We start from the raw sequence: 26,976 nt of genomic DNA, 5'->3' as shown, positions 1-26,976 counted from the left end.
CTAGGGGTGTGTTTCTATAATGATAAAATCTCTAGAATAATATTTAAACATATAAAAAAAAGCCTACTTAAAACGAAATTTAGTAGGCTTTTTTGATTTTATAAATAATTAAGATCTTTTCCATTTTTAGCTGTTTTATACTCCATAATTAAACAAAAAACTAGAAAAATAATTCCAATTCCGACAAAAGTAAAATCTAAACCTTTTGTAATGATAAAAGCAATGATGTAAGAAACAGAAAAACTCAAACCAATTTTTAAATAAAAGTTTTTAGGAATGAATTTTAGTTTTGTTTTTAAATATTTCTTGAATTGCGAAAGTTTCTTTTTATAAAGTTCATTACTGAAAGAAGGAATTTTATCTAATTCTAAATAATTCAGATAAGATTCTATCGCAGTTTCTTCTTCATCAGATAATTCTTTTTCCTGTAATGCTTTCAAAATATGGATGAAGTTTTGAAAGATTTTAATTTCTTTTTTATCCATCGTTTTTGAAAGTTGTTGTTTTAAGAAAAGAATTGTATTCGTAATACTTTTGTTTTCTTCTGAAATAGTATTTCCAATAAGTTCTTCAAAAGTTACTCCAAGAGCAAAAGCCAATCTTTTCAAAGTTTCATTGGTTGGACTAGAAGTTTCTTCCTTTTCAATTCTCTGAATAGTTCTTAAACTTACTTTGGATTCTTCTGCCAAAAACTCTTGAGTCATTCCTTTTTGAGCTCTAAAGCTTTTTAAATTCTGCGCTAATTTTTGATTATCCATTTTTTCTAAAATTTGATTTAAGCAAAACTACTTTTAAATCACTCATTTTGCTTGCGTCATGCTTATGTCATCTTTATGACATGGGGTTAATTGTTTTCTCTTGAGTTAATTAACTTTTTAGACTTACTGATCAAATTTTGATTTTTTTTAATGTAGATAATGTTTATTATTTCTTCAAGATTATCTAAAGCTAACAGAACATCTTCTCTTTTGACATTATTTATATGACTTCCATCATTTCCAATATACTTATTAGCTAACATATGTATAGCTAAAGTTTTATTTTTTTTAGAAAAGTGTTCAATTCTATTATGAAGGTTATTAATTTTTTTTAATTCTCCATTTTTATTTCTTTTCTTTTTAGGAGCTTTAATATCATCTAAAATTAATTCTATAGAAGTCCTAATTTTATTAGCACATGCATTTAAATCATAGAAATAATGATGAAAGGCTAAATTTATTACATTTCTGATATTTTCAGGAATTTGCTCATTCAATTTAAAATATTTTATGTTTGGATAAAAATAATTAGGTGTGAAATAATCAAAACAATTTTGTTGATATTCGTTATTATGATCTATTTCTATATTTTCTATATCTTTTTCAACAAACCCAGAAATTGAAACTATTTCTTTGCAACTTTCATTTAAACATTTTAATATTCCTAAAAAAAGGTGTTCAATACCATAAGGATATCCATGTTTTTCTAATTGATTTCCGTTTTCTGTTATAAAATTTTTGAATTTCTCAAGTTTTAGATTAGATTTTTGACATTTTGGGCATGATATAATTAAGTCTTCTTTCTTTAAAAAAGAACCTTTCTTCCATATTTGATTTTTCATTTTTATTTTATTACTTATTGTAAAATTATAATAATTTCATAAAAATCCTAAGATTAATTTTTTCTCCTTACTTTTAAACTTTTAATTAAACATTATTTAGATTGGATTTAAATAATGTTTTATATTTGTCCAAAATAAATCAAAATTAAAAAACACCATCATGATAAAAAGAATCGCAATATTTGCATTAGCTATGGTTGCAATTTCTTGTGGAGATAACAAGAAAAAAGAGGAAACAAAAGCAAAACCTGAAGCAAAGGAACAAGTTGTAAACGTGTATACACATAGACACTATCCAGCAGATCAGGATATTTTTGCAAAGTTTGAGAAAGAGACAGGAATTAAAGTAAATGTTGTAAATGCAAAAGCAGATGAGTTAATCCAAAAGATGATTCAAGAAGGTGAGCATTCTCCAGCAGATGTTTTAATTACTGCAGACGCAGGAAGATTAGTAAGAGCTGAAGATAAAGATTTATTACAACCAATCGTTTCTGAGGAAATCTTAAAAATAGTTCCAGCTAACTTAAAAGATGAAGATAATAAATGGGTTGCTTTAACGAAAAGAGCTCGTGTAATGGCTTATGCAAAAGATAGAGTGAAGCTAGAAGAATTATCTACTTACCAAGATTTAACTTCTGATAAATGGAATAAAAAAGTATTAGTTCGTTCTTCAAATAATATTTACAACCAATCTCTTTTAGCTTCAATCATCGCAAACGAAGGTGATGAAAAAGCAAAAGCTTGGGCTGAAGGAATGGTTAAGAATATGGCTAGAAATCCTAAAGGAAACGATAGAGATCAAGTAAAAGCTGTTGTAAATGGAGAAGGAGATGTAGCAATCGTAAATACATATTACATCGGGAAATTATTGAACTCTAAGAAACCAGAAGAAGTAAAAGCTGGAGAAGGAGTTGCTATTTTCTTCCCAAATCAAGAAACTACTGGAACGCACATTAACATTAGTGGAGCTGGAGTTGTTAAGCATGCACCAAACAAAGAAAATGCAGAGAAGTTTATCGCTTACTTAATTTCTAAAGATGCACAAGAAGTTTTTGCAAAAGCTAACTACGAATATCCAGTAAATCCAGAAGTGCAACCTTCAGAATTATTACAGTCTTGGGGAGAATTTAAAGAAGATGCATTACCTTTGTCAAAATTAGGAGAAAACAACAAAAAAGCTGTTATCATCTTTGATGAAGCAAAATGGAAATAATTTTGTTCCCCTCTTGAGAGGGGGTAGGGGTGTATTCAATTTCTGAATAAAACTCTAAGTTTGTTTCTTAAGATTTGTAAAGAAACATTGAAAAATATAAAAATCTAAATGCTATTTATGTTTAAAACAACGCATTTTAAAAGAGATTTTAATCGATGGTCAATTTTTTTATTGGCCATTGTTTTTTTTATCGCATTACCAATTATCGCCATTTTTATAAAACTGTTCGGTGGACCAGGAGAAACTTGGTCACATCTAGTAAAAAATGTCTTGACTTCTTATGTTGGTAATTCACTTTATTTAATTATTGTCTGCGGATTTCTGACCGTACTTTTTGGAGTTTCATCTGCTTGGTTTGTTTCCAGATATAAATTTCCTTTTCAAAAATATTTAGAGTGGCTGTTGATTTTGCCACTTGCAATTCCTTCTTATATCACAGCTTATGCTTTTGCTGGTTTTTTTGATTATGGAGGTTCTCTAGAATTGCTTTTAAAACAAATAGCTATTCAGATTCCGAAAATGGATATCATGAATATTCACGGATTAGCTTTGATTCTGAGTGTTTCACTTTATCCGTATGTTTATGTAGCTTCTAGAGCTTTCTTTTTACACCAATCTGCGAATTTAATTGAAGTTTCCAAGCTTTTAGGAGTAGGAGAGTTCAAAACTTTTTTCAAACTATTGTTGCCAATGGCTCGTCCAGCAATTGTTGGAGGTTTGGTTTTGGTTTTGATGGAAGTTTTAAACGATTATGGAGCTGCAAAATATTTTGGTGTAAGTACATTTACCACAGGAATATTTCGTTCTTGGTTTGCTTTAGAAGAACCAGAAACAGCAGTGTATTTAGCAGCTTTATTAGTTGCAATTATTTTTGGATTATTACTTTTAGAAAAATACCAAAGAAGAAAAATATCGTATTCCAATAGTGTAAAATCAGAGCGAAAACAAGAGAAGATCGTTTTGCCAAAAGGACAAAAATGGTTGGTTTTTTCTTGGGTAAGTGTTCCAGTGTTTTTAGGTTTTCTTTTACCAGTTTCCCAATTGATTTATTGGGCAACGTTGACTTATGAAGAAGTCTTTACTTCCGAATTTTTTACTACAGCTTTTCAGAGTTTAGGAATTGCGATTTTAGCAGCAATTGGAACTGTTTTGATTGCAATTTGTTTGATTTATTTCACAAAATGGAATCGAATTCCTTTTATTGGGAATTTATCGAAAATTAGTGTTTTGGGTTATGCAATTCCAGGAGCAGTAATTGCTGTTGGTGTGATGATTCCAACTTTAGCTTTAGATAAATGGATGATTGGCGTAGCAAAAAACTTCACTTCCGAATCGATTGGATTAATCATCAATGGAAGTATCATCGGATTGACTTATGCTTATATCGTTCGATTTTTAGCAGTTGCTTATAATCCAATTGAAGCCACAAGTTTGAAAATTGGAAATGCTTTGCCAGAATCTTCAAATATGTTGGGAATTGGAAATATTAGAACATTTTTTAAAGTGGAATTTCCTTTGTTGAAAAAAGGAATTTTAAGCGCTATGCTTTTGGTTTTTGTAGATGTGATGAAAGAATTGCCTTTAACCTTGATTTTAAAACCATATAGCGTACAAACTTTGGCTGTAAAAGCTTATGAATTTGCCAGTGATGAATTAATCATGGAAGCTTCAATTCCTTCTTTATTCATCATTTTTACAGGAATTTTACCTGTAATATTTTTAAATAAATTAATCATTGACTAACATGGAAATTTTACAAATAAAAAAACTTTCAAAATCTTTTGATGGAGGAAAAACAAACGTTTTAAATGAAATTGATTTTTCTATTGCGAAAGGAAGTATAGTTTCATTTGTTGGAGAAAGTGGAAGTGGAAAAACGACTTTAATTCGAATGATTGCTGGATTGGAGCGTTCGGATGCTGGAGAGATTTATTTAAATAATAATTTGGTTTCTTCAGATCGAACTTTTGTAAAACCTGAGAAACGAAATATCGGAATGGTTTTTCAAGAATATGCTTTGTTTCCACATATGACGGTTGCAAAAAATATTGCTTATGGTTTACACAAAGACAAAAAAGAAGCAAAAAATAGAATTGCTGAGGTTTTGGATTTGGTTGGTTTAAATGGTTTTGAAGAAAGATATCCGCATGAATTGTCAGGAGGACAGCAGCAACGAGTTGCTTTGGCAAGAGCAATTGCGCCAAAACCAGAATTATTGATCTTGGATGAGCCTTTTAGTAATTTGGATGCAATGTTGCGAATCCAGCTTCGAAATGAGATTTTTGAAATTGTAAAGAAAACAGGAATTACGGCAATTTTCGTGACACATGATACGCAAGATGCTTTAGCAGTTTCGGATGAAATTTTGATTTTAAAACATGGAAATCTGATTCAAAAAGCAGATGCGGAAACTTTGTATAAAGTTCCTAAAAACTTATATGTTGCTTCACTTTTTGGAGAAGTTGTTTCTTTGAAAAAAGATGTTTTAGCACAATTTCACTTCAAAGCAGAAGAAAATAAAGAATATGCTATTCGAAATAAAAACTTAAAACTTTCGGTAGAAGTTTCTTTTAAATCACAAGCAAAAATTGAGAACACAACGTTCCTTGGAGAAAATTACCAATTGAAATTAGTTTTAAATGATGAAAACTTTTTTCAGGTGTATTCTAAAGAAAAATTAGATACAGAAACTGTTTTTGTTGGCTTTGAAGAGAAGGATTTGTTGGTTTTTTAGATTTTACCTCGAATTTTCTGTTTTGTTTTTGCGAAAGGGATTGTAGTGGAAAGCTTTTCTTTTTTCAAAAATTAGTGGAACTTGGCAAACGGAGGCAACCTAAGAAGCCCACGGCTTGCCTAGTGAACTTTTTTTGAAAAAGAAAACTTGGAACGGAAAGCCCGACCTTTTTTCTGTAGTTTTTACGGAAGAAAAAGGTTTCGCCCTGAAAATCATTTCTATTTGTGAGGAGCTTGAAATGTTTTTTATATTTTAGGCAAAAATTAAAAAAATGAATACTGAAGATTACCCATTTACGATGGAAGAATGGGAAAATTGCTTAAAAGTTTTGCAGGAATTAAAGGAAGATCCGTATAATAATCCGGATAATCAATTGTTTGGAGGATTGATTGCAAAAATTTCTAAGAAAGCTAAAAAATCGCAAAATCCACATAAAGAAAAGAGGTTTCCGACGAGAGATGAATTGAAGCAGCAAGATTATGAAACAATAAAGGAAACGGTTATTTCGAAAAATGCTTTGGAGAAAAAAACGCTTTATAATGATTCGTTTCAGGAAGGAGATTTTACCAAATTGAATTATGCGAAAAATTGTTATTGCTGTAATGAAAAATTTACGTTGTTGCATTATTTTTATAATAGACTTTGCCCGAATTGTGCAACAGAAAACTACGAGCACCGATTTAGAACGTTTGATTTTACGGGTAGAAATGTAATCATCACTGGAGGAAGAGTGAAAATTGGGTATGCTACGGCTTTGAAGTTTTTACGAGCGAATGCGAATGTGACGATTACAACAAGGTTTCCTGCTTCGGCTTTGGAGATTTATCAGAAAGAAGAAGATTATGAGCTTTGGAAAGATCGATTGGATATTTATGGTTTAGATTTAAGGAATTTGGCAGCTTTGGATGCGTTTATTCAATATTATTCTTCAAAAAATGAAGCTTTAGATATTTTGGTGAATAATGCTGCGCAAACGATTAAATATGATGTGAATTTTTACACGCCATTGATTCAAAAAGAAAATGTTTTAATTGAGAAATATAAAGAAAGTTCACTTTTTATTGAGAATAAAACTCCTGTTTTGGAAGAAACTGCTTTGTTGGAAACTTCTTTGAATACATCGGGAGAGTTGACAAGATTTGGACAACCAGTGGATCGAAGAGAGAAAACAAGTTGGAATTCTACTTTGGAGGAAATTTCGACTTTTGAATTATTGGAAGTGAATTTAATCAATCAGATTTCTCCTTATTATTTGATTCAAAAATTGACTCCCTTGTTAGAAAATTCAAAGTTTGAAAAACGATTTATCATCAATGTAACTTCTTCAGAAGGGATTTTTAGTTATCATAATAAAACGAAATTTCATCCGCATACCAATATGACCAAAGCTTCTTTGAACATGCTTACAAGGACTTCTGGTTTGGAATATATTGAGAAGAATATTTATATGAATGCTGTGGATGTTGGTTGGGTTTCTACAGGAGCTATAGAACCTTTGCGAAAGAAACAATTTGAGATTGGATATATTCCGCCACTAGATTCTGTAGATGGTGCAGCAAGAATTTTACATCCAATTATTGATATTTTAAATAAAAATAGTAATATTGCAGCTGTTATGTTAAAAAATTATAAGATTGCTGATTGGTAAAAATCCAAAAATGTAATTTCATACCTAAAAATATTTAAAAGAAACGTGGCATTAGCTCAGATGGAAGAGCGTCAGCCTTCCAAGCTGAATGTCGCAGGTTCGAGTCCTGTGTGCCACGTTTGACTAAAAAATAGCCTTAGTTTTAATTAGAAAGAGATTTGCTTTTAAAGTAATTTTATATTAGTAAAAAAATAGATGCAGCATTAGCTCAAATGGAAGAGCATTCGCCCTCCTTGCGGAAGGTTGTAGGTTCGACTCCTATATGCTGTACTAATAAATAGTCCTCTAGTTTAACCGGAAAAACAGTTGATTTTCATTCTAAAGTTATTGGTTCGAATCCAGTGGGGACTCTAAGTCAGCGTTAGTTCTAATTGGAAAAACATTTGCTCTTCAAGCTTAAGTTATCAGTTCGAGTCTGATGCGCTGCAGTAATGTTAGTTTAACTGGAAAAACATAGACTGCCAATCTAAGATATTGGTTCGAATCCAATACATTACCAAATGAAATTTTATAGTTTCAAATTTCTTTTACAAGTTTAAAAATTAACGACATTAGTTTTAATTGGAAAAATAATAGTTTTTAGACTAAAGTTGCCAGTTCGAATCTGGTATGTTGTTAGCAAGGTAATGTTAGTTCAACTGGAAGAATAGCACTTTGACACGGTGCAGGTTATTGGTTCGAGTCCAATACATTACCCAATATACGGTATTGGCAGAGTGGAAATGCAGCAGCCTGCAAAGCTGTAGGTCATGGGTTCGAATCCCATATACCGTGTTTTTTTAAATAAAATTGCATGAAAACAATTAAAATATATAAAAAGGAAGAAGTTCAAGATTTACCAAAGAATGTAAAATTTAATTTGGAGATTTATATTGAAAATGTTGAAATTCCACTAAAAGAAATTTTTGGTTTTTGTAAAGTTCGAGCGAAGTATGTTTCTTTTCCGAATTTAGAAATAATTCATAGCTTTTGTTCTTTGGATGCTTCAGGAATTCAATTACCTAAATTGAAGAAAATAAATGGAGATCTAAGAATTCATGAGTTTGATAGTTTTCTGCCAGAATTATTAGTTGTCAATGGTACGATTTACAATAAGAATAATTTAGACTTGCCTAAATTGAAGAATTTTCGTGAGATGAAATTGAAAGGGCAAAGAAAAAAAGGATTAACATTTACCATAAGAACAAATCAAGATTTACAAAAACTTCCTGAAGATAATTTTTATAGTTTAATTGTTGATGCGCAAGAGCCAATTAATTTTCCTTTGAAAAAAATAAATGGGAGTTTACATATTGTTCGATTGGATAATGTTCGTTTTCCTTTGTTAGAATATATTTCAGGGAATTTGTCAAATGAAAAAGAGTATCCTGAAGTTTTTAGTTTTTCTAAATTAAAATTTATTGGAGGTTATTGTAGAGTTTCTGCGAAAGAAGTTTTTTTTGATGAATTAGAAAAGATTGGAGGGAATTTAAGGGTGAGAGAACATGATTGCATACATTTTTTAAAATTACGTGAACTAAACACATTATTTATTGATTCTGGAGTTATTGAATTGAAATTAAATAATTTAGAGGTTATTCATGGTGATTTAATAAGATCTAAGGAAAATCCATATTTCAATAGAGATTTAGATATAGGATTAGATCTACCAAAGTTAAAACATATCAAGAAAAAATCAGATGCTAATTTTTTACATTTACCAAAATTGGAAAGAGTTGATGGTATGTTAGTGTATAAAGCAATTTCAGGTCTTCAGAAATTGAAATATATCGGTAAAATTAAAACAGAAAATCATCGAAATGAATCTTATAAGTATTTCAAAACAAATCCGAAAAAATTTGAGAAAAAATTCTATAGAGGAATTAGAGATACAATCGAAACTTTAAATATTGATTCTTATAAAGTTGAAGTGATTCCTATTTATAAATATAAAAGATGTTATGATTATAGACCTGAACGTTTTTTCGATTATAGATATAAACGTCATCTTGATTTTTATAAAGTTCTTTTAAAAGATATAACATTTAAAAAATGAAAAATTAATAGTTGGGTTCCGTCCATTCGATTGAATTTATATTGTTATTTGAAGAAAAAACATTTTTGAATTAAATAAAAGAACTTCTTAATTTTTAAGTTAAAATATTTAGCGAGATTGCTGTTTGAGGATATGTTTATTAATTTTATGTAAATCAGTAATTTAATAAATAGTTGAAAGGATGAAAGTAGGAAGGAATAGATTTGTTTTTTTATTGTTGGTAATTGTAGGAAGTGCAGTATATTATGGATATCAAAAAGTTCCGACAGAAGTAAATGAAGACGCTAAAATACATGAAAAAGCTAAGGAAACGAATGAAGATTTGAGAGCTGCTGTTCGAAATTTGAACTTGGATAAGAAATATAAAATTCCAAATGACAATCATGAAGAGTTTATCATAACTTTTAAAACAGATGGTGAGCAAATGCGTACTTATTCTTGGGAACCTTTGGTTGAAATATTGGAAGAAGATGATTTAGACGGACTTCATGAAGATATTGCGATTTTTTATGAAGATCGATATGACTCAGATGAAATCCGTAGAGCAAAAAATGATTGGACTTGGGCACAAGGAGTTCCTTGTAGTAAATTAGCATTGAGTAAGTGTATTAATAACTAATACATTTAGAAAACATATTTAATAAAAAAGCCTCTTTCAAATATCTGAAAGAGGCTTTTTGAATATATTTTGTTTGTATTATAAAGTCATGTAAACGAATGCTCCGTATGTCAGTAAAAGAATAATTCCTTCTTTCTTTCCTAATTCCATTTTCTTTGGAATTAAAATTAATGGAATCAAAATTGCTGCAACTCCAAGCATCCAGTAGATATCTGAATTTAATAATCGTTGATCTTGTGCTACAACTGGCTGTACGATAGAAGTTATTCCTAAAACTGCTAAAATATTGAAGATATTTGATCCGATTAGGTTTCCTAAAGAAATTGATTTTTCTTTTTTGATAGCTGCAATTACAGAAGCAGCAAGCTCCGGAATACTTGTTCCTATAGAAACAACGGTAACGGCGATCACACGCTCTGAAACTCCTAAATCTGTAGCTAAACCTGTTGCTCCATTAATTAAAAGCTCTGAACCAGCCCAAAGACCAAATCCTCCTAAGACTAAGAACATAAAACTTTTTAATAATGGTAAGCTTTCGTTGTCTTCTGTTTCTTCTTCTAAATCGCTTTTTTTGAATTTAAATTGATAAAATAAAAATCCAATTAATAATGCTACAAAAAGAATTCCTGTGTATAATCCGATTTCACCATTTACTGTCAAAACTCCAAATAAAAGTAGAGAAGATAACATCATGAATAACCAATCGGATTGCATAAAACCTTTTGCAACATTGATTTTAGTAATCAAAACGGTAACACCAAGAACTAAGGCGATATTTGCAATGTTGGAACCAATTACATTACCTAGAGCTAAATCGGCATGACCTTCTAGTGCAGATTTGATACTAACAATAAGTTCTGGAGCAGAAGTAGCAAAAGATACTACAGTCATTCCAATTACAATTTTTGGAATTTTAAGTTTATAAGAAAAATCTACAGCAGCTTTCAATAAAAAATCACCACCAAAAACTAATAAGACAAGTCCTATTACGATATATAAAAAATCAATCATTTATTTCCTTTTTGAGGCAAAGATAAGAGAATATCCGCCGTATAAAAATTTTACTTTAACATGAAATTAGAAATAATAAATCTATTATTCTCTTACTTTTATAAAGTTTTTATTACTTTTAAGGATGATGACTAAAACATTTTTCAAATTTATTGCAAAAGCGAACAAATTACTCTTACCATCTTATTCGAAAAAGCAATTAGATTTAAGTAAAGCTTCCAAAATGCAATTAATGATAATCGCTTGGCGTTATTATATTACTAAAAACTCTCTTTAAAAAAAAACATATTATGATCGATCACTCAAAACATATCAAAATATATACGGGTTCTCTTATTGCTGTACATCATTTAAAAACTTTGTTGGAAGAGATTGGAGTTTCTTCTTTAGTTCAAAATGATGTAGAAGGTGGAGTAATTACAGGAATGGCTGATTTTGTTGAAATTTATATACTAGATGAAGATTTGGACAAAGCAAAGCCAATAATTGATAAATTTTTAAAAATACAAGAATCTGATAAATAGCTGCTTAAATATTTTTGATAAAAAAAGTTTTATATTTTTTTTAAAAATGTTTGGTAGTAATAAAAAAGCTTGTATATTTGCAACCGCAAAAACAAAGCAATAGGCCTCGTAGCATAACTGAATAGTGCACTTGATTACGGCTCAAGAGGTTGCAGGTTTGAATCCTGCCGAGGTCACAGAAACAAAAAGCTCAACATTACGTTGAGCTTTTTTTATTTTTATACTTTTCTTAAGTTAAAATTTTAACAAAAAAAATATAATTTAAAAATCAATTTGTTTTAAGAGTTTTATTTTACTGTTTATGTGAAAAAAAAATGAAATAATCAATGATATTTTTATTCTTGTTTATAAAGTAAAATCCATCTTAACTTTCCTCTTGTTAATATAATTTTTATTTAGACTAATTCTATATAGTTTTGCGCCTTCAAAATATTTCAACCCATGAAGGCTAAAATCAGCTTTAGTATTTTTTTCTTTTTTATAGTAATAAATTCCTTTGGTCAGTTCAGAGGGAAAGTGCTAGATAATGAAACGAAACAACCATTGAGAGATGTTCTTGTAAAAGATCAAGGATCTCTGAGATGGACTGTAACGAATGAAAATGGGTATTTTGAATTTCCGGTAAAAGTTTATCCAATTACGTTTAAATTTCATCTTTTAGGAAAAGTAGATGTTATAAAAACTTATAAAAGTCTTCCGAAAGAAAATATCATTTATTTAAAAGAAGACAATTTAAAAATTGATGAAGTAGTTGTTACAGCAAAAAGAAGTAAAAAAAGTACGGGATCCAATATTGTCTTAGAAAAACAAGCAATAGAATTGGTACAAGCACAAAGTTTGGCAGATGTAATGCAATTGATTCCTGGGAAATCTATTTCAGAATCGAATCTTCATGAAAGACAAATTCTGACACTTCGTACAGCTATTTTTGATGAAGGACAAGCAAATAATACAGATAAAGGTCTTGGAGCATCAAATAATCCATATTTAATTAATAATTCTTTTGGTGTTGGATATGTAATCGATGGAGTTCCTATAAACAACAATGTTTCTTTGAGTGGAGGTAGAGGTTCTTATTTAGGAATTTTTAATAATGCTACAGCAAATAACAGCGTTGGAATGGGATTAGACTTAAAAAATCTTTCTTTAGAAAACATTGAATCTATAGATATTGTTCAGGGAATTTCTTCTGCAAAATATGGAGATCATAATACTGGATTGATTAAAATTAATAAAGCACACGGACATACACCTTTTAGGTTTAGTTCTACACTACGTGGAGGTTCCATTGGAGCTTCGCTTTCAAAAGGAGTTTCTTTAGGAGAAAATACAGGTTTTTTAAATCTAGGTTTGGATTATTTAAAATCGGATAGTGATCCTAGAAATTCGATTTCAAATTTTGATCGAATAAACTTTAGTTCAAGTTGGTTTAAACAAGAAAAAGGAAAATATAGAAATACTTTATCTTTTTCTTACGGGCAGCATTTAAATGCAGATAATTCGGTTGCAAATTCTATTTCAGACAGACGTAAAAAAGTTGATAATAATAGATTTAGAATAAGTAATAATCATAAAAGATATTATAAAAACTCTTTTGTAAATGAGCTAGAAGCATTGGTTTCTTTGGATTATAGTATTAATAAAACATTTAATAGTGTAAGAAAAAATAATGGAGGAGAGCCAGTTTTGAATAGTTATACAGAAGGAACTTATGAAGCAACTTATACTCCTGTAGCTTTTAGAGCACATGAAAACATAGAGAACAAACCTTTTTCATTTTTTACTAAAATTGAAGCATCAAAAGTATTTTCTTTGAATGAAACAAAATTCAAAATTAGTTTAGGAGGTACTTTTGGTATTGATAAAAATTTTGGTAGAGGAAACTTTAACGAAGCAGATCAAAAGTTATTAGGGAATTCGAGTTCTAGTGGAGGAAGTGCTTTTAGAAATGTAAATTTCAATGATATTGTACCAGCAGATAAAAAAATAAGTACTTATTTAACCACAAATATAAAATCTACATTATTTGGAAAACTATGGGCTTCAGAACTTGGTTTGCGTTATGATAATTACAATAAAATAGGAACTTTTAGTCCAAGGTTTAATACAACTCTAAAATTTAATAATCAATTTAAAGCAAGATTTGGGTTTGGATTATTTGCAAAATCTCCTGCTTTACAAACATTGTTTCCTGGAGAAGTTTATTATGATTATGTGTTAGCAGATTATAGAACAAATCAATATTCTTTTGCTTTGGCACATACATTCGTAAGAGAATATGAAAATCCAGATATTAAACCTTCAAAAACGATAAAGTATGAAACAGGTTTTGATTATAATCACGAATATTTTCATGCTTCTGTAACGGGATATTTCAATAAACAATACGATGGATTTACAAATCAATCTACATTCGAAATTGCTGAATTACCAGTTTATGAATATACCTTCTATGAAGACAGAAAGCCAGATTATGTTCAAACAGGAACTACACCGACAGTTTTAAGATATTCTAAACCAACAAATGCTTTAAATTCAAAAAACTTAGGATTAGAGTTATTAATTGGTACTAGAAAAATAAAAGCCATCAATACAAGATTTAGTTTATCAGGTTCTTACCGATATACGAATACATTTTCAGATTTAGATGGGTATGTTTTTTCTGAAGAGTCAGATTCTGAAGCATTTATTGGAGTACATAAAGCTACACCAAATACTTATGAAACAATCAATAGTAGCATTACAGCAACACATCATATTTCAAGTATTGGTTTAGTCATTACGCTTACAGCAGAACAATTTTGGATGTCAAATTATAGGTCAAGCAGTTATAATGTAAATCCATTTGCTTATTACGATAGAGATCTGAATTATTTTGAAATTCCTGAAAGTGAAAGAGGAAATGATAAATATATACCTATCCGAAGAAGTGCTTCTAGTGCTGGAGGAGTGAATTCTAACAGATCTAAAATTTTTGCAAACTACCATTTAAAACTTGCAAAAGAATTCGATAACGGACTTCGTGTTTCTTTTTATGCTGTAAACTTTTTAAACCATTTACCAAAATTGGAAGAAGTTAATAGCGATGGTACCATTAGTATTCGAGAACTAAATAGACCTATCTCATTTGGAGGTAGTATTACATATAAATTTTAAAATTAAATTAATCCATAAATTATGAATAAATTATTTCGTTTTAGTTTCATTACGATGTTAATGATTACTGTTCTTGCTTCTTGTAGCAAAGATGATGATGTAAACGTTATTGAGCCAGTTGCAGCTACTATTAATGCAAATTTTGGTGAAGAGTTCGATAATAAATCAATTGAAAATATTGAAGTAAAATTAGAAAGTGTAGGAGGAACAGATTCTTATACTGCTAATACTACTACAGAAGGAAAAGCTTCTTTTGATGCTGTAAATCCTGGAACTTATAATGTAAAAGCAACAATTCAATTTACAAAAGAAAAATATGAAGAGTTCTTCGGAATTCCTACTTCAGAAGATGTTGTAAACTTTAGTGGAGTTGTAGAAGGAGTTTCTATCAATCTTGATGTAAACGAACACACAGTTTCTTTAAAAACTTCAAGAATTGGAAATTTATTATTCAAACAAATTTTCTATGCTGGATCAAGTCTTTTTGACGGAGCTGGATTTAGAGATATGTTTTTCGAAATTTATAATAACTCAAACGAAGTAATTTATGCTGATAATTTATATTTCGGACAAGTTTATGGAAGAACTACAACTTCTGTAAAAGAATATACTTTAGCTAATGGACAATTTGATTGGTCAAAATCAATTGGACAAACAAAAGGAGCTGGTTCAAATACAAATTACACATATGCGGATCACGTATTCAAAATTCCTGGAACTGGAAATCAATATCCAATCAATCCAGGAGAGAGTATTGTAGTTGCTGCAACAGCAATTAATCACAAAGAACCTTTAGTTGTTGGTGATCAAACTTATTCTGTAAACGATCCAAGTTTAACAGTAGATTTAAGTGGAGCTGATTTCGAAATTAATATGGTTAATTATTTAAATTCTATTGGAAAAACACCATTAGATTCTGATGTTGATAATCCAGCTGTACCAAATTTAGATGTTGTTTTCCATACAAATGCTAAAGATTTAATTTTAGATCCATTAGGAAGAGATTCTTTCATTATTTTCAGTACTGATGAAATCGAGTCTTTTGATAAATTACCAACTCCGCAGACTACAGAAATCGTAGAAGGAACTAAAAGATATATTCAAATTCCAAACAGTGCAATTATTGATGGTGTTGAAACAAACAAGCCAGATCCAACTTCAAGAAGTCCAAGAAGATTAGATACTTCTGTGGATGGAGGTGTTGCTTCTGTTCCTCTAGGACATTATTCTTCTCAGGCAATCATCAGAAAAGTAGCTAAAACTTTCGGAGATAGAAAAGTTTTACAAGACACGAATAATTCTGAAAATGATTTTGAAGTAGTAAACGTTCCTGTTCCTGGAGCTTGGAAATAACAAATAACAAAATATAACAAGAGCAGTATTTTTTGAATACTGCTCTTTCCTAGTTTATAAAATTCTGGATTTTCCTAAATCTGATTCCAAAAACATAAAACATGAAAAATCTTTCAACTTTTTTAATATTAATTATTTCGAGTATCAGTTTTGCTCAAAATAATAATGCCGTTTCTCAAAATTTTGAACATAGCTATTATGAGAAAATGATTGAAGATTTTAACCAAAACCCTTTTTTATATTATATCACTCCAACGGAGAATTTTACTTCTATTCATTTGTTTTATCAAAATCAAAATAGTAGTGTTTATAATTTAGAACAAGGAGAAAAGGAAACGGATTTTGGGTTGAAAGGACAAGGGATTTACAGAAAAAATAAATCATTATTTGCTGGAGGACTTTCTTATAATAGAAATCAGCAAGAAGGTACTGCCTTCAGTCTTACGAATAGATATCACAACGGAAATGATGTAGAAAAATCTCCGCATTATAATTTAGCTTACGGAGAAGGTTCTTGGAAGAATCAATTTTACAACCTTAGAGGAAATGTTATTTTCCCAATCCTAGAAGATCGTTTATTTACTTCTTTAAAAGTAGATTATATCACTCGCGAATATTTCGGAACAATTCAACCAAAAGCAAAACTAAAATATTTAGATATTCAGGGAGATCTAAGTTTATTTTTAAAGGTGAAAAATAGTTATTTCGGTTTCACTGCTGGAACAGGAAAAATAGATAATGAAACGAATATTAGATATGATGGAGATTCCAATTATTTTAATATTCCTGCAAGAGAAGATCTTTATATTCGTTCTTCTTTCGGATATGGTCTTATAGAATCTGGAAAAGGTTTGAACAATGAAGAAAAAATCAAAAATTCGCTTTTTGGTCTTTCTTATTATTTACAAAAAGATGCTTCTTTTTTCTTTTCTAAATTTAATTACAAATCTTCAGAAAATGAATTTGCTTATGTTGACGGAGTTGAAGCAATTACTTTGGCAACTTATACAACAGACAAATATTCTGGAGAAATTGGTTTATATGATTTTAAAAGAAATCAAAATTTCAATCTTTCAGGAGCTTATACTTTTGGAGAAAACTACAGGGAAAGTACAAGAGGAAAGAATTACGAAAGTAGTTCTATTGAAATGAATGCTTCTTACCAGAAAATCAAAAAAACTTCAGAGAATTTGGTTTCTTATAATTATGGATTAGAATTGAATTACTATAATTTGATGAAGAAAGATTTTCAGGCTGTAAACCAAAGTGAGTTTTCAAATTTGAAATTGACATTATTCTACAGTAAAGATTTTAACCTTAAAAATTCTAAAAAAATCTATCTTGTTTCTAAAGCTGGATTTAGATATAATTTGGATAAATCTGCAATATTTTCTCAAAATAATCGATTCGTAAATGAAATTGCAAATCCAAACTTTTTAATGAATACTGCAGCTGTTGTAGATGCGGAATTAAATATTGGATTTCAAACAAAAGTTAAAAAATCTAACTACTTAAATTTCGGTATCAAAGTTCGTCCAGAATTCTATTTAGATCTAGACAAGTCTATCGAAGTTTCAAACACTACTAACTTAACAAGTCAATTTTATTTATCTTTTAATTACTAATAATAATGAGAAACTTTTTGATTTTAATGACGATTCTATGTCTTTTTTCTTGTAAAAAAGAACAGAAAAGTGAATATGAAAGCTTGAAGGAAATGTATCAAAAGTCTCCTGATTTATGGCCAAAGCCAGAATTGGATAGTAGTGTTGTACATAAGGAATTGGGAATGATTCCAAAACCAAATTATCCAGGAGGAGTAGAGCCTTCAAAGGGATTGATTCAATTAGGGAAACAACTATTTTTTGATAACAGAATTTCGCAATCAAAGCAAATCGCTTGTATTTCTTGTCACCATACAGACCAAAACTATACAGACAACAGAGAACTTTCTCTGGGACACAATTTACAAGAAGGGAACAGAAATGCTCCTACAGCGATGAATCTTTCGTATAATACTTCTTTTTTCTGGGATGGAAGAGCAAGCAGTTTGGAAGAACAAGCGCTAGGACCAATTCAGAATCCAGTGGAGATGAATACACATTTGGACACAGTTGTAAAAAGAGTAAGTGAAATTGCTGGATATAGAAAAGCTTTCAAAAAAGAATTTGGGAAAGATCAAATTGAAATCGATGATGTTGCACATGCAATTGCCACTTTTGAGCGTTCTTTAATAAGTAGAAAATCAAAATTTGATTATTTCTTAGCTGGAAAACAAGAACTTTCTGAGAGTGAACTGAAAGGTTTACATTTATTCAGAACAAAAGCTAGATGTATGAATTGTCATAATGGGCCACTTCTAACAGATGGAAAATTCCATAATATTGGTTTGACTTATTATGGAAGAAAAAAATACGAAGATTTAGGAAGATATAATGTTACAAACAAAGCGGAAGACGTTGGAAAATTCAAAACACCAAGTTTACGTGATGTAATGTTAACTGGTCCTTGGATGCACAACGGATTGTTTGGAAATATGGATGGTGTTTTAACAATGTATAGCAACGGAATGCCGCAACCAAAGAGAAGAGAACATCAAATGAATGATACGCTTTTTCCAACAACTTCTAGATTGATTCAGAAAACAAATCTTACAGAAGAAGAAATACAAGATTTAAAAGCATTTTTAGGAGCAATTACTGCACCAGCATTTAGAATTAGAAATCCTGAATTACCAAAATAATATAGATTTATATCTTAAAAATAGAAAGCTCAACTTAACGGTTGGGCTTTTTTGATTTCTGAAATTAGTTTCACGTTTAAAGACTTCATTTATCTCAATTTTGTCCTCTATCCTTTTTTAGGAAAACAAAAAGAGAATTAACGAATTAGAAAATAAAATTTTCAGAAAAATATGTTCAAATTTATTGCATTTTGTTTCGCTATATTTTTGATTGATTATTATGGTTATCAATTTATAAAAACCACTTTTGACAATAGATGGACAAAAATAACTTATGTTTTGTCTAGCGTTATCATTCTTGGTCTTACTTTCTATACGTATACTTTTGGAAGACAAAATTTATCAATCCCAACTTCTAATATTTTTACAGGAATTTTTGTCTTGGTTTATGTGACTAAATTGACTTTTGCCCTTGTATTTTTTATCGATGATATTTTTAGAATTTTTAAAGCTGTTTTTAATTTTTTTACGAATAATTCAGATGAAAAATCTTTCCATATTCCGTCTCGAAGAAAATTTACGAAACAATTAGCTTTAGGTTTGGCAGCTATTCCGTTTTCTTCTTTGTTATACGGAATTATTAAAGGAAAATACAATTTCAAAGTGTTGAATTATACACTTTATTTTGAAGATCTTCCAGAAGCATTTGATGGTTATCAATTGACACAAATCAGCGATATTCATAGCGGAAGTTTTGATAATAAAGAAAAAATAGAATATGCAATTGATTTAATTAATCAACAAAAATCGGATGCAATTTTATTTACTGGAGATATGGTAAATCTTTCTGCAGATGAAATGCTTCCTTGGAAATCTACTTTCAAAAAACTACAAGCAAAAGACGGAATCTTTTCTGTGCTAGGAAACCATGATTATGGTGATTATGTAAAATGGAATTCTCCACAAGAAAAAGTACAAAACCTTGAAAATTTAAAGCAAATTCAAAAAGAAATGGGTTTTCAACTGTTACTAAATGAAAATCGTTTTATTGAAAGAAATGATCAAAGAATTGCGATGGTTGGCGTAGAAAATTGGGGAAATGGTTTTATTCAAAAAGGAGATTTAAACAAAGCTTCTGAAAATATTGCTGCTTCTGATTTTAAAATTTTACTGAGTCATGATCCTACGCATTGGCAAGAAAAAGTGATTTCAGATTCAAATCATTACCATTTAACATTAAGCGGACATACACACGGAATGCAAATGGGAATTGAAATTCCAGGTTTTATCAAATGGAGTCCAATAAAATGGCGCTACAAATATTGGGCAGGAATTTATAAAGAAAAAGGACAATACTTAAACGTAAATCGTGGATTTGGCTTTTTAGCTTATCCAGGAAGAGTTGGAGTTTGGCCAGAAATTACAGTAATCAACTTAAAAAAAGGTTCAAAACCGAGCTAAAAAAGAGAAAATTTAACTCCTAATAATAATTTTATGAAAAAATATGTTTTAGTCCTATTCTTGATAGGAAGCATTTTCTATACAGAAAAATCAACTGCACAAACACAACAAAATTCTAAAAAACAAGATCCAAAACAGCAACAACAAGCGAAAATGATGAAGAAAGTTTTTTATAGTGTTGGAGCTGGAGCTGCTGTAATTCCTGAGTTTGAAGGTTCTAATGATTATCGACTTTTACCTTTGGTGAATTTTTCTGCAAATTGGATGAATGGTCGCTATATTCGAGTGAACGGCTTAAATACAGAAGCGAATATTCTTAAAAATAGAAAATGGAATTTTGGTCCAATGATTACTGCAAAAATCGATCGTGATAATTCTCTTTCTAATTCAGTGATATCTCGTTTACCAGAAATCGATTTTGCTTTTGGAGCAGGACTTTTCGGGAAATTCAATTATAAAAGATTTCATTTTAAAGCAAGTTATACTTATGATATTACAGATGTAAGTAATGGAGGTTTGGCGAATTTAGAATTGGGATATAATTACAGAAAAGGAAAAATTATTTCAAGAAGTACAATTCAAAGTTCTTATGCAACTTCAAATTATTTGAACACTTATTTTGGAGTTACTCAAACAGGAAGTCTTTTAAGTGATTTACCAGTTTATAATTTGGAAGCAGGATTTAAAAATGTAGGATTATCGTCTAGTTTTATTTATGCTTTAAACCAAAAATGGATGTTAGGAACTGCTGTTCGTTATAATTTATTAATTGGTGATGTTGCAGATAGTCCAATTGTTTCTCAAGGAAGCGAACATCAATTTGTAACCGCATTGTTTGCTTTATATCGATTCTAAAAAACCGTTTTTCATTTTGAATTAATGAAAATCCCAAGAGCTCTTTTTTCTTAATGATTAGAGCTCTTTTTTATTCTTCATCTAAGCTTTTTCTATATTGATTTGGTGTAAAAGAAGTGTTTTTTTTGAAGAAACTAATGAAGTTTGGCGTTTCTTTAAATCCAAGTTTTAATGCTATGGTATCTAATTTATTTGAAGAAATAGATAACAAATATTTCGCTTCATAAAGAATATATTCGGACATTAATTTTTTTGCAGAACTTCCTGTAGTTTTCTTTACACATTCTGATAAATAAACATCACTGATATTTAATTTTGAAGCATAAAAAGATAATTTCTGTTTTTTTTGTTCTGTACTTTTTAATAATGTTTCGAACTGATAAGTCACTTCTTCTGCTCTGTTTTTATTGGAATTATTTAAAACATTAGTTTTTAGTAGTTTCTTTGTTTCAAACAAAATAATTGTCAAATAAGCTTGAATAATTTCAATATTATCTTGATCTAAATTTTTAAACTCAGTGTATATTTTCTCCATTTTTGTATAAAATAGATGGTAGCTTTCTTCATCAATAAAATAAACAGGCTTGGAATGAATACTATAATACGGGAATTTTTGAATAATACTGAAATATGTTGGAGTGAATTGTAAAAAATTAGGTTTAAAAAAAATAAGAAAACCCAAACCTTTTCCAACAACTTTAGATTCACTGATATAAACTGACTGACCTGGAGAAACAAAACTTAATCGTTGGATGTTATTTTGAAATTTTTCACCATTTATTCCGATAGTAACATCCATACTTTTTGAAATAGAAATAGAAAAACAATCTTCAGGAATACCAAAAAATTCCTTACTCAATTCTCTTGGATGATCTTCAAATTTGATAATATGAAAATTTTCTATTTTTTGAAAATCTTCTAAATTCATTATGGTTAAAAGTTCTTTAATTCCTTTAAATCGAATAGGTTTTTTCGTTTTCATATTATCCAGCTTTGAATTACAAAAATAACTCTTAAACCTAGAAATTAATAGTTTTAGATTTAAAAACAAGTGATATTTTAAGCTTTTGAAAAATAGAATTACCAATTAAATCGTAATTTTGTGTTTTAATATTTCTACGATGGCGAAAAACAATTTAAATATCAACGAGATTGTACAGCATTTTTATGATTATTTGAAAGCTTTTATTTTAAGCAAAGTAAATAATAAGGAACTTGCCGAAGATTTGGTACAAGAAGTAATGGTAAAACTTGTGGAATCGCATCAGAAAGAAATTGAAATTACCAATGTAAAAGCTTGGCTTTTTAAAGTGACAAGAAATACAATTTATGATTATTTTAAAAGTCATAAATTGGAAATTGATTTAGAAGAAAACATTAATTTATTTGATGAAATAAAAGATTCTGAATCAAAATTAATGACTACAGATTATATCATTCCGATGATAGATTTACTTCCTGAAAAATTTTCTCTTCCTCTAAAAATGAGTGATATTGAGAATATTTCACAAAAAGAAATTGCAGAAAAATTAGATTTAGGACTTTCCGCTACAAAAATGCGAATCAAAAGAGCGAGAGTACAATTGCACCAATTATTTATCGAATGTTGTGTGATTGAATATGATAAAAATGGCGCTTTTGTTGGTTGTTCTATCCGAAATTCTTGTGATGATTTACACAAAATCACAAGTAAATTAAATAAGCTTCAAAAATAAATTTCACTTTTTTTAAAAAACATGTGACTTTTTAGAACTGACTTCAGACTTCTTAATAAAGAATAATTTAAAAATTCAAAATTATGAGTACTGAAATCAAAATTTTACATGCGTCTTGTTGTACGAAATCAAATAAGATCAAAAGTCAATTGGAAAAACTTGCAAACGAAAATCAACTTGATCTTTCGATTGAAGAGTTTTCCGATATGAAAGATACTATGGTTTATGGAACCATGATTTTTCCTTCGATTGTGGTAAACGGAAAAGTTTATGACTACAAACTTTATGAAGAGGATTCAAAATTATTAGCAATTCTAAAGTGAAATTATCATGGAAAAACTAACAAAATTTCTTTCAAGCATTGCCGATTATTTGGTTTATGATTTATTTCAAATAGCTCCAGAAAGTGTATTCGGCAATGCACTTCATTATTTTTTGATTGGATTCACCGAAATTGTAATTCTAGTGATTTTAGTGACTTATCTGATGGGAATAATTACGAGTTATTTGCCAATGGATAAAATCCGATTTTATTTAGAAAAACATAAAAAATCAGGAATTGGAAATATTCTTGCTTCACTTTTGGGAGCAATTACGCCATTTTGTTCTTGTTCTTCGATTCCATTATTTGTTGGAATGATGCAAGCCAGAATTCCACTTGGAATTGCACTTTCTTTCTTGATTACTTCGCCTTTGGTTAATGAAATTGCAATTGCGATTTTTTGGGTGACTTATGGTTGGAAAGTGACGTTGATTTATATTCTTTCTGGAATTGTTTTAGGAGTTTTAGGAGGAATTATTTTAGAAAAATTAGGAATGTCAGCACATGTTGCAGATTGGATTAAAAATTTGCATCAAACAGAAGTGGAAGTTGCAGAAGATAAGAGAAGTTTCATGGTTCGTTTACCAAAAATCAATGAAGAAGCTATAAAAACTTTGAAAAAACTGATTCCATATATTTTTATTGGTTTAGCGATTGGTTCGTTTGTGCATGGTTATGTTCCGCAATCTTTTTTCGAAACTTATATTTCAAAATCGAATCCTTTTGCGGTTCCAATTGCCGTAATTACTGCGATTCCGCTTTATATTGATGCTGTTGGAGTTTTGCCAATTATCGAATCTTTGGTCAGCAAAGGAGTTCCGCTAGGAACAGCAATTGCATTTATGATGGCTTCAATCGGATTGTCACTTCCAGAAGCTTTATTGCTAAAAAAAGTAATGAACAAAAAACTGATTTTCGCATTTTTTTCAACCATAGGAATTGGAATGATCATCTCTGGATTCTTTTTTAATCTAATTTTTTAAAACAAAAGCTATGAAATCATTTTTATCATCGATAAGTGCTGTTTTTGCAGCACTTTTATCTTGTGTTTGCTGTGTGGGGCCATTTTTGAGTTTAGCTGGATTATTAGGAGTTTCTACTTCAAATTTAGTTTGGCTAGCAAGCATCAAAAACTATTTAATTTTCTTCAGTTTATTGGCGATTAGCTACAATTTATATCGAGCTTATTTTCCCAGAAAAACAGAAGAATGTTGCGATTTAAACCAACAAGAATTAGTTCAAAAATTAGATAAAAGAGAATCAAAAGTTCTTTCTTTTTTACAATCAAAAACATTTTTGTGGACAATTGCAATACTTACTTTAATCATTTTAATACTTCCATATTTAAACCTTTAAAAATCAAATTATGAAAATTCAATATTTTTTTATCTTAATATTCGCTTCTTTATTTTTTTCATGTCAATCAAAAGAAACGAAACCAAAAGAAACAATCAAAACTGAAAAACAACAAACTGGAATTGTGCAAAAAACATATAAATTAGATCAATTTAAACAATCTTGTTGTATCAAAATTGTGGATTATTCTTTGAAGAAAATTGATGGTTTGGAAAAGATAGAGGCAGATGTGAAAAATCAAACCTTGTCTGTTTGGTATGATTCGAGTAAATGTGATGAAGCAAAAATTCAAGAAGCAATAAATAAAACACCTTATAAAATCGTGAAATAAAAGTATAAAAAAACAGCAATAAGTCTTAAAGTTTATTGCTGTTTTACTTTATGTTTTTTGTTTAAGCTTCTATTTCTTTAGGTTTTCTAGCTATAAAAAATGTGATGAAAGAAAGAATTCCACAAATTGCAAAACCGATGAATAGTGGATAAACTGTAATATCGATATATCTTCCTAAAATAACTCCAATTGGTACAGCTACGATTGTTGAAATAAATCCATTGATTGCTGCTCCAATTCCAGCAATATGTCCGATCGGTTGCATCGAAATTGCTCTAATATTTCCAAATAAAAATCCGATTGCTAAGAATTGTAAAACCATAAAAGCGATCAAAATTATTAGAGAAGGATTTCCAGAATCAGAAAATGAAATCAAATAGATTATTGGTAAAATAGAGAACATTGCTAAGGCAATTAAAGCTAATTTGTGCATTCCAAGTTTCATTACTAACATTCCGTTTGTAAAAGTAGAAATACCAACTGTAAGCGCCATTCCTGCGAAAACAAAAGGAAATTCGTCTTTTAATCCATATTGATTTTCAAAAATATGTTGTGAAGAACTAATATAAGTCATGAAAGAACCTGTGATAAAACCAGAAATTAAGGTAAAGCCAACAGTTTCTCTGAATTTGAAAAACTCTCTAATTCCATGTTTGTAAATCTTTAAATTGAAATTTCTTTTGAATTCAGGTTTTAACGTTTCCGGCTGTCTTTTCCAGAACCAAAATAAAATTACAATCCCAAATAAAATCTGAAAATAGAAAATTGCTTTCCAATCAAAATAGTTCAAAATAATTTTTCCCAAAGAAGGAGCAATGATAGGAACTAAAATGAAAATTACCGTCACAAACGACATTACCCTCGCAAGAAAATCGCCTTTATAAGAATCTCGCACAATGGAAATACAAAGCGTGTAAGGTGCTGCAAGTCCGATTCCTTGTAGGATTCTTCCAATAATCATAAGATCAAGAGAGTCTGCTGCGACACAAAGAAAACTAGCAAGTGTATAAAGCGAAAACCCGATATAAATGATTGGTTTTCGACCAAAACTATCCGAAAGTGGTCCGAAAAGCAATTGACCAAAACCAAGACCAAGAAAAATCATGGTCACTAAAAGTTGATTATCTGCATTGTCAGTAGTGTGAATTGCTAAACCAATTTCAGACAAAGCAGGAAGTAATGCATCAATAGAAAGCGCAACAATTGACATCAAAGACGCCATCATTGCAACAAACTCAATATTGACTTTGTTCGTATTTGTATTCTCCATCGTATCATGTTTTATGAAAATAACTCGGCTGAGTTATTTTTTGCAAAGGTACGACAGTTTCATTTTTGAAAAGGAGTTATTTCCAAGGTTTAAATTATACAAAGCTAGGTTTTGATAAATAAAAGAAATAGAAGGTTTTAAAAAACAAGTTTTTATAATTAAATTTAGATAGAGAACTGATTTAAAAGTTTAATATCGAATTCATATCATGAAAAAACTACAGCAAATTGCAAACTGGAAAATTATTCTGCCATTATTTATCTTTTTTGGAATATTCAATTTTTATCTTTTTCCAAAATATCAGCAAATTATCGACGAACAAGCGCATGAACCAATTGTGATTCTAGATGCTTTGTTTGATTATGGAAAGTCGGATGTGGATAATCTTTTAGAAGCAATGGGAGAAGAGGGGAGAAAAACCTATCTATTTATGTCAGGAATTATTGATTCGGTTTATCCTTTGATTTATGGTTTTCTGTTTTTCTTTATTATTTTGAATTTGACTAAAAAAATGGAAAATAAAGCTTATTTATTAGCTGTTTTACCGATTATAGCTGTGTTTTTCGATTATATAGAAAATAAATATATTATTAAACTAATCAATAAATATCCAAATTATACTTCGCATGATGTAGAAATTACTTCCATGTTAACACAGGGTAAATGGATTTTTGTATTCTTGTCAGTTGTAACAATTCTAATTTTATTTCTGACTAAAATTATTTTATTTTTAAAAAAGGAAAATTAAAAAAATATGAAAAACAATTATTCTAGAATATCTATTATTATTTCAACAATCATTTTATTGGTTAAGCTGATTATTGAAATTTATTTTTATACTGAATTAACCGAAAATTTCTCTGAAACTTCAGGAGATGTATCACCAACAGTTGTTGCAGGAGGAATAAAAAGTGCTATAATAATTCTATCACTTCCTTTTTTAATTTCCTTGATTTTTGCAATACTTGGAATTATAAATAAAAACAAAAGAAGATTTTTTGCTTTGTTTTTAGCTATTTTGACCTTAATCGTTTTTATCACACCAATTAGTTTATTCATTTTTGTAGCATAAAAAATATATTTTAGTCTT

Annotated in this window: 26 protein-coding genes and 9 tRNA genes; 29 read left to right on the top strand and 6 right to left on the bottom strand. The window is 29.4% G+C overall.

Annotated elements, in window-relative coordinates; all coding sequences use genetic code 11:
* Nucleotides 1–98: 98 nt before the first annotated feature.
* Nucleotides 99–758 (bottom strand): helix-turn-helix domain-containing protein, encoded by a 660-nt coding sequence (locus I0K12_RS03295; RefSeq protein ID WP_196885459.1) that lies wholly within the window; start codon nt 756–758, stop codon nt 99–101.
* An 86-nt stretch (nt 759–844) separates the two neighbouring features.
* Nucleotides 845–1,600: a DUF4145 domain-containing protein gene (locus I0K12_RS03290; protein ID WP_196885458.1), complete on the bottom strand. Its 756-nt coding sequence runs from the start codon at nt 1,598–1,600 to the stop codon at nt 845–847.
* A gap of 160 nt (nt 1,601–1,760) precedes the next feature.
* Here I0K12_RS03290 and I0K12_RS03285 point away from each other — a divergent pair, with 160 nt between their 5' ends.
* The 14 genes from I0K12_RS03285 (at nt 1,761) to I0K12_RS03220 (ending at nt 9,849) form a co-directional block, all read left to right on the top strand.
* On the top strand, nt 1,761–2,813 hold the full coding sequence (locus I0K12_RS03285; protein ID WP_196885457.1) for a Fe(3+) ABC transporter substrate-binding protein: 1,053 nt from the start codon (nt 1,761–1,763) through the stop codon (nt 2,811–2,813).
* Nucleotides 2,814–2,930: 117 nt separating this feature from the next.
* Nucleotides 2,931–4,556: an ABC transporter permease gene (locus tag I0K12_RS03280; protein ID WP_231372690.1), complete on the top strand. Its 1,626-nt coding sequence runs from the start codon at nt 2,931–2,933 to the stop codon at nt 4,554–4,556.
* 1 nt (nt 4,557) lies between these two features.
* Nucleotides 4,558–5,547 carry an ABC transporter ATP-binding protein gene (locus I0K12_RS03275; protein ID WP_196885455.1) on the top strand — a complete coding sequence of 330 codons (990 nt, stop codon included), beginning with the start codon at nt 4,558–4,560 and terminating at the stop codon, nt 5,545–5,547.
* A gap of 271 nt (nt 5,548–5,818) precedes the next feature.
* The gene (locus I0K12_RS03270) at nt 5,819–7,195 is read left to right on the top strand and encodes an SDR family oxidoreductase (protein WP_196885454.1); all 1,377 of its coding nucleotides are present in this window, start codon (nt 5,819–5,821) and stop codon (nt 7,193–7,195) included.
* 45 nt (nt 7,196–7,240) lie between these two features.
* Nucleotides 7,241–7,313 (top strand) — tRNA-Gly (locus I0K12_RS03265).
* Between the two features lie 79 nt (nt 7,314–7,392).
* Nucleotides 7,393–7,465, top strand: a tRNA-Gly gene (locus tag I0K12_RS03260).
* Nucleotides 7,466–7,474: 9 nt separating this feature from the next.
* Nucleotides 7,475–7,546 (top strand) — tRNA-Glu (locus I0K12_RS03255).
* 5 nt (nt 7,547–7,551) lie between these two features.
* Nucleotides 7,552–7,623 (top strand) — tRNA-Glu (locus I0K12_RS03250).
* Nucleotides 7,624–7,693 (top strand) — tRNA-Gly (locus I0K12_RS03245).
* A gap of 47 nt (nt 7,694–7,740) precedes the next feature.
* Nucleotides 7,741–7,812, top strand: a tRNA-OTHER gene (locus I0K12_RS03240).
* A 6-nt stretch (nt 7,813–7,818) separates the two neighbouring features.
* Nucleotides 7,819–7,891, top strand: a tRNA-Val gene (locus I0K12_RS03235).
* A gap of 6 nt (nt 7,892–7,897) precedes the next feature.
* A tRNA-Cys gene (locus tag I0K12_RS03230) sits at nt 7,898–7,969 on the top strand.
* A gap of 19 nt (nt 7,970–7,988) precedes the next feature.
* A complete protein-coding gene (locus I0K12_RS03225; RefSeq protein WP_196885453.1) occupies nt 7,989–9,230 on the top strand; it encodes a hypothetical protein in 1,242 nt (413 codons plus the stop codon).
* 181 nt (nt 9,231–9,411) lie between these two features.
* On the top strand, nt 9,412–9,849 hold the full coding sequence (locus tag I0K12_RS03220; RefSeq protein ID WP_196885452.1) for a hypothetical protein: 438 nt from the start codon (nt 9,412–9,414) through the stop codon (nt 9,847–9,849).
* Nucleotides 9,850–9,927: 78 nt separating this feature from the next.
* Here the strand turns inward: I0K12_RS03220 and I0K12_RS03215 are convergent, their stop codons facing one another.
* A complete protein-coding gene (locus I0K12_RS03215; protein ID WP_196885451.1) occupies nt 9,928–10,860 on the bottom strand; it encodes a calcium/sodium antiporter in 933 nt (310 codons plus the stop codon).
* Between the two features lie 127 nt (nt 10,861–10,987).
* Between I0K12_RS03215 and I0K12_RS21935 the strand changes: the two genes are divergently transcribed.
* From I0K12_RS21935 to I0K12_RS03175, 9 genes are all read left to right on the top strand, one after another.
* Complete coding sequence (locus I0K12_RS21935; RefSeq protein WP_231372697.1) at nt 10,988–11,137, top strand: SsrA-binding protein; 150 nt, start codon at nt 10,988–10,990, stop codon at nt 11,135–11,137.
* A gap of 13 nt (nt 11,138–11,150) precedes the next feature.
* Nucleotides 11,151–11,384 carry a putative signal transducing protein gene (locus I0K12_RS03210; RefSeq protein ID WP_196885450.1) on the top strand — a complete coding sequence of 78 codons (234 nt, stop codon included), beginning with the start codon at nt 11,151–11,153 and terminating at the stop codon, nt 11,382–11,384.
* Nucleotides 11,385–11,486: 102 nt separating this feature from the next.
* Nucleotides 11,487–11,560, top strand: a tRNA-Arg gene (locus I0K12_RS03205).
* 265 nt (nt 11,561–11,825) lie between these two features.
* A complete protein-coding gene (locus I0K12_RS03200) occupies nt 11,826–14,540 on the top strand; it encodes a TonB-dependent receptor domain-containing protein (RefSeq protein WP_196885449.1) in 2,715 nt (904 codons plus the stop codon).
* Nucleotides 14,541–14,561: 21 nt separating this feature from the next.
* Nucleotides 14,562–15,893: a DUF4876 domain-containing protein gene (locus tag I0K12_RS03195; RefSeq protein ID WP_196885448.1), complete on the top strand. Its 1,332-nt coding sequence runs from the start codon at nt 14,562–14,564 to the stop codon at nt 15,891–15,893.
* A 101-nt stretch (nt 15,894–15,994) separates the two neighbouring features.
* Nucleotides 15,995–17,518 (top strand): DUF6850 family outer membrane beta-barrel protein, encoded by a 1,524-nt coding sequence (locus I0K12_RS03190; protein WP_196885447.1) that lies wholly within the window; start codon nt 15,995–15,997, stop codon nt 17,516–17,518.
* Between the two features lie 26 nt (nt 17,519–17,544).
* A complete protein-coding gene (locus I0K12_RS03185) occupies nt 17,545–18,636 on the top strand; it encodes a cytochrome-c peroxidase (protein ID WP_231372689.1) in 1,092 nt (363 codons plus the stop codon).
* 171 nt (nt 18,637–18,807) lie between these two features.
* Nucleotides 18,808–20,037, top strand: coding sequence for a metallophosphoesterase (locus I0K12_RS03180; RefSeq protein WP_196885445.1), 1,230 nt, complete (start codon nt 18,808–18,810; stop codon nt 20,035–20,037).
* Between the two features lie 33 nt (nt 20,038–20,070).
* Entirely contained in the window at nt 20,071–20,892 is an 822-nt protein-coding gene (locus I0K12_RS03175) for a MipA/OmpV family protein (protein ID WP_196885444.1), read from the top strand.
* Between the two features lie 70 nt (nt 20,893–20,962).
* Here the strand turns inward: I0K12_RS03175 and I0K12_RS03170 are convergent, their stop codons facing one another.
* Nucleotides 20,963–21,874, bottom strand: coding sequence for a helix-turn-helix domain-containing protein (locus I0K12_RS03170; RefSeq protein WP_196885443.1), 912 nt, complete (start codon nt 21,872–21,874; stop codon nt 20,963–20,965).
* Nucleotides 21,875–22,013: 139 nt separating this feature from the next.
* Here I0K12_RS03170 and I0K12_RS03165 point away from each other — a divergent pair, with 139 nt between their 5' ends.
* The 5 genes from I0K12_RS03165 to I0K12_RS03145 all read left to right on the top strand — a co-directional run bounded on the left by I0K12_RS03165 (nt 22,014) and on the right by I0K12_RS03145 (nt 24,616).
* Nucleotides 22,014–22,607, top strand: coding sequence for a sigma-70 family RNA polymerase sigma factor (locus tag I0K12_RS03165; protein ID WP_196885442.1), 594 nt, complete (start codon nt 22,014–22,016; stop codon nt 22,605–22,607).
* Nucleotides 22,608–22,690: 83 nt separating this feature from the next.
* Nucleotides 22,691–22,930: a thioredoxin family protein gene (locus I0K12_RS03160; RefSeq protein ID WP_196885441.1), complete on the top strand. Its 240-nt coding sequence runs from the start codon at nt 22,691–22,693 to the stop codon at nt 22,928–22,930.
* A gap of 7 nt (nt 22,931–22,937) precedes the next feature.
* Nucleotides 22,938–23,912: a permease gene (locus I0K12_RS03155; RefSeq protein ID WP_196885440.1), complete on the top strand. Its 975-nt coding sequence runs from the start codon at nt 22,938–22,940 to the stop codon at nt 23,910–23,912.
* Between the two features lie 10 nt (nt 23,913–23,922).
* A complete protein-coding gene (locus I0K12_RS03150) occupies nt 23,923–24,285 on the top strand; it encodes a hypothetical protein (RefSeq protein WP_196885439.1) in 363 nt (120 codons plus the stop codon).
* 10 nt (nt 24,286–24,295) lie between these two features.
* Complete coding sequence (locus I0K12_RS03145; RefSeq protein WP_196885438.1) at nt 24,296–24,616, top strand: heavy-metal-associated domain-containing protein; 321 nt, start codon at nt 24,296–24,298, stop codon at nt 24,614–24,616.
* 61 nt (nt 24,617–24,677) lie between these two features.
* On the opposite strand, the gene I0K12_RS03140 is transcribed toward I0K12_RS03145, so the two are convergent.
* Nucleotides 24,678–25,886: a multidrug effflux MFS transporter gene (locus I0K12_RS03140; protein ID WP_196885437.1), complete on the bottom strand. Its 1,209-nt coding sequence runs from the start codon at nt 25,884–25,886 to the stop codon at nt 24,678–24,680.
* A gap of 208 nt (nt 25,887–26,094) precedes the next feature.
* Between I0K12_RS03140 and I0K12_RS03135 the strand changes: the two genes are divergently transcribed.
* A complete protein-coding gene (locus I0K12_RS03135) occupies nt 26,095–26,634 on the top strand; it encodes a hypothetical protein (protein WP_196885436.1) in 540 nt (179 codons plus the stop codon).
* 86 nt (nt 26,635–26,720) lie between these two features.
* Here the strand turns inward: I0K12_RS03135 and I0K12_RS03130 are convergent, their stop codons facing one another.
* Entirely contained in the window at nt 26,721–26,945 is a 225-nt protein-coding gene (locus I0K12_RS03130) for a hypothetical protein (protein WP_196885435.1), read from the bottom strand.
* Nucleotides 26,946–26,976: the final 31 nt, after the last annotated feature.

The organism is Aureivirga sp. CE67 (assembly GCF_015767245.1).
GTDB lineage: Bacteria > Bacteroidota > Bacteroidia > Flavobacteriales > Flavobacteriaceae > Aureivirga.
This window is presented reverse-complemented; position numbering and strand designations above follow the sequence as displayed.

Bases quoted from the DNA above. Each gene is read 5' to 3' on its own strand.
- I0K12_RS03295 (WP_196885459.1), bottom strand. From the start codon at position 758: ATGGATAATCAAAAATTAGCGCAGAATTTAAAAAGCTTTAGAGCTCAA.
- I0K12_RS03290 (WP_196885458.1), bottom strand. From the start codon at position 1,600: ATGAAAAATCAAATATGGAAGAAAGGTTCTTTTTTAAAGAAAGAAGAC.
- I0K12_RS03285 (WP_196885457.1), top strand. From the start codon at position 1,761: ATGATAAAAAGAATCGCAATATTTGCATTAGCTATGGTTGCAATTTCT.
- I0K12_RS03280 (WP_231372690.1), top strand. From the start codon at position 2,931: ATGTTTAAAACAACGCATTTTAAAAGAGATTTTAATCGATGGTCAATT.
- I0K12_RS03275 (WP_196885455.1), top strand. From the start codon at position 4,558: ATGGAAATTTTACAAATAAAAAAACTTTCAAAATCTTTTGATGGAGGA.
- I0K12_RS03270 (WP_196885454.1), top strand. From the start codon at position 5,819: ATGAATACTGAAGATTACCCATTTACGATGGAAGAATGGGAAAATTGC.
- I0K12_RS03225 (WP_196885453.1), top strand. From the start codon at position 7,989: ATGAAAACAATTAAAATATATAAAAAGGAAGAAGTTCAAGATTTACCA.
- I0K12_RS03220 (WP_196885452.1), top strand. From the start codon at position 9,412: ATGAAAGTAGGAAGGAATAGATTTGTTTTTTTATTGTTGGTAATTGTA.
- I0K12_RS03215 (WP_196885451.1), bottom strand. From the start codon at position 10,860: ATGATTGATTTTTTATATATCGTAATAGGACTTGTCTTATTAGTTTTT.
- I0K12_RS21935 (WP_231372697.1), top strand. From the start codon at position 10,988: ATGACTAAAACATTTTTCAAATTTATTGCAAAAGCGAACAAATTACTC.
- I0K12_RS03210 (WP_196885450.1), top strand. From the start codon at position 11,151: ATGATCGATCACTCAAAACATATCAAAATATATACGGGTTCTCTTATT.
- I0K12_RS03200 (WP_196885449.1), top strand. From the start codon at position 11,826: ATGAAGGCTAAAATCAGCTTTAGTATTTTTTTCTTTTTTATAGTAATA.
- I0K12_RS03195 (WP_196885448.1), top strand. From the start codon at position 14,562: ATGAATAAATTATTTCGTTTTAGTTTCATTACGATGTTAATGATTACT.
- I0K12_RS03190 (WP_196885447.1), top strand. From the start codon at position 15,995: ATGAAAAATCTTTCAACTTTTTTAATATTAATTATTTCGAGTATCAGT.
- I0K12_RS03185 (WP_231372689.1), top strand. From the start codon at position 17,545: ATGACGATTCTATGTCTTTTTTCTTGTAAAAAAGAACAGAAAAGTGAA.
- I0K12_RS03180 (WP_196885445.1), top strand. From the start codon at position 18,808: ATGTTCAAATTTATTGCATTTTGTTTCGCTATATTTTTGATTGATTAT.
- I0K12_RS03175 (WP_196885444.1), top strand. From the start codon at position 20,071: ATGAAAAAATATGTTTTAGTCCTATTCTTGATAGGAAGCATTTTCTAT.
- I0K12_RS03170 (WP_196885443.1), bottom strand. From the start codon at position 21,874: ATGAAAACGAAAAAACCTATTCGATTTAAAGGAATTAAAGAACTTTTA.
- I0K12_RS03165 (WP_196885442.1), top strand. From the start codon at position 22,014: ATGGCGAAAAACAATTTAAATATCAACGAGATTGTACAGCATTTTTAT.
- I0K12_RS03160 (WP_196885441.1), top strand. From the start codon at position 22,691: ATGAGTACTGAAATCAAAATTTTACATGCGTCTTGTTGTACGAAATCA.
- I0K12_RS03155 (WP_196885440.1), top strand. From the start codon at position 22,938: ATGGAAAAACTAACAAAATTTCTTTCAAGCATTGCCGATTATTTGGTT.
- I0K12_RS03150 (WP_196885439.1), top strand. From the start codon at position 23,923: ATGAAATCATTTTTATCATCGATAAGTGCTGTTTTTGCAGCACTTTTA.
- I0K12_RS03145 (WP_196885438.1), top strand. From the start codon at position 24,296: ATGAAAATTCAATATTTTTTTATCTTAATATTCGCTTCTTTATTTTTT.
- I0K12_RS03140 (WP_196885437.1), bottom strand. From the start codon at position 25,886: ATGGAGAATACAAATACGAACAAAGTCAATATTGAGTTTGTTGCAATG.
- I0K12_RS03135 (WP_196885436.1), top strand. From the start codon at position 26,095: ATGAAAAAACTACAGCAAATTGCAAACTGGAAAATTATTCTGCCATTA.
- I0K12_RS03130 (WP_196885435.1), bottom strand. From the start codon at position 26,945: ATGAATAAACTAATTGGTGTGATAAAAACGATTAAGGTCAAAATAGCT.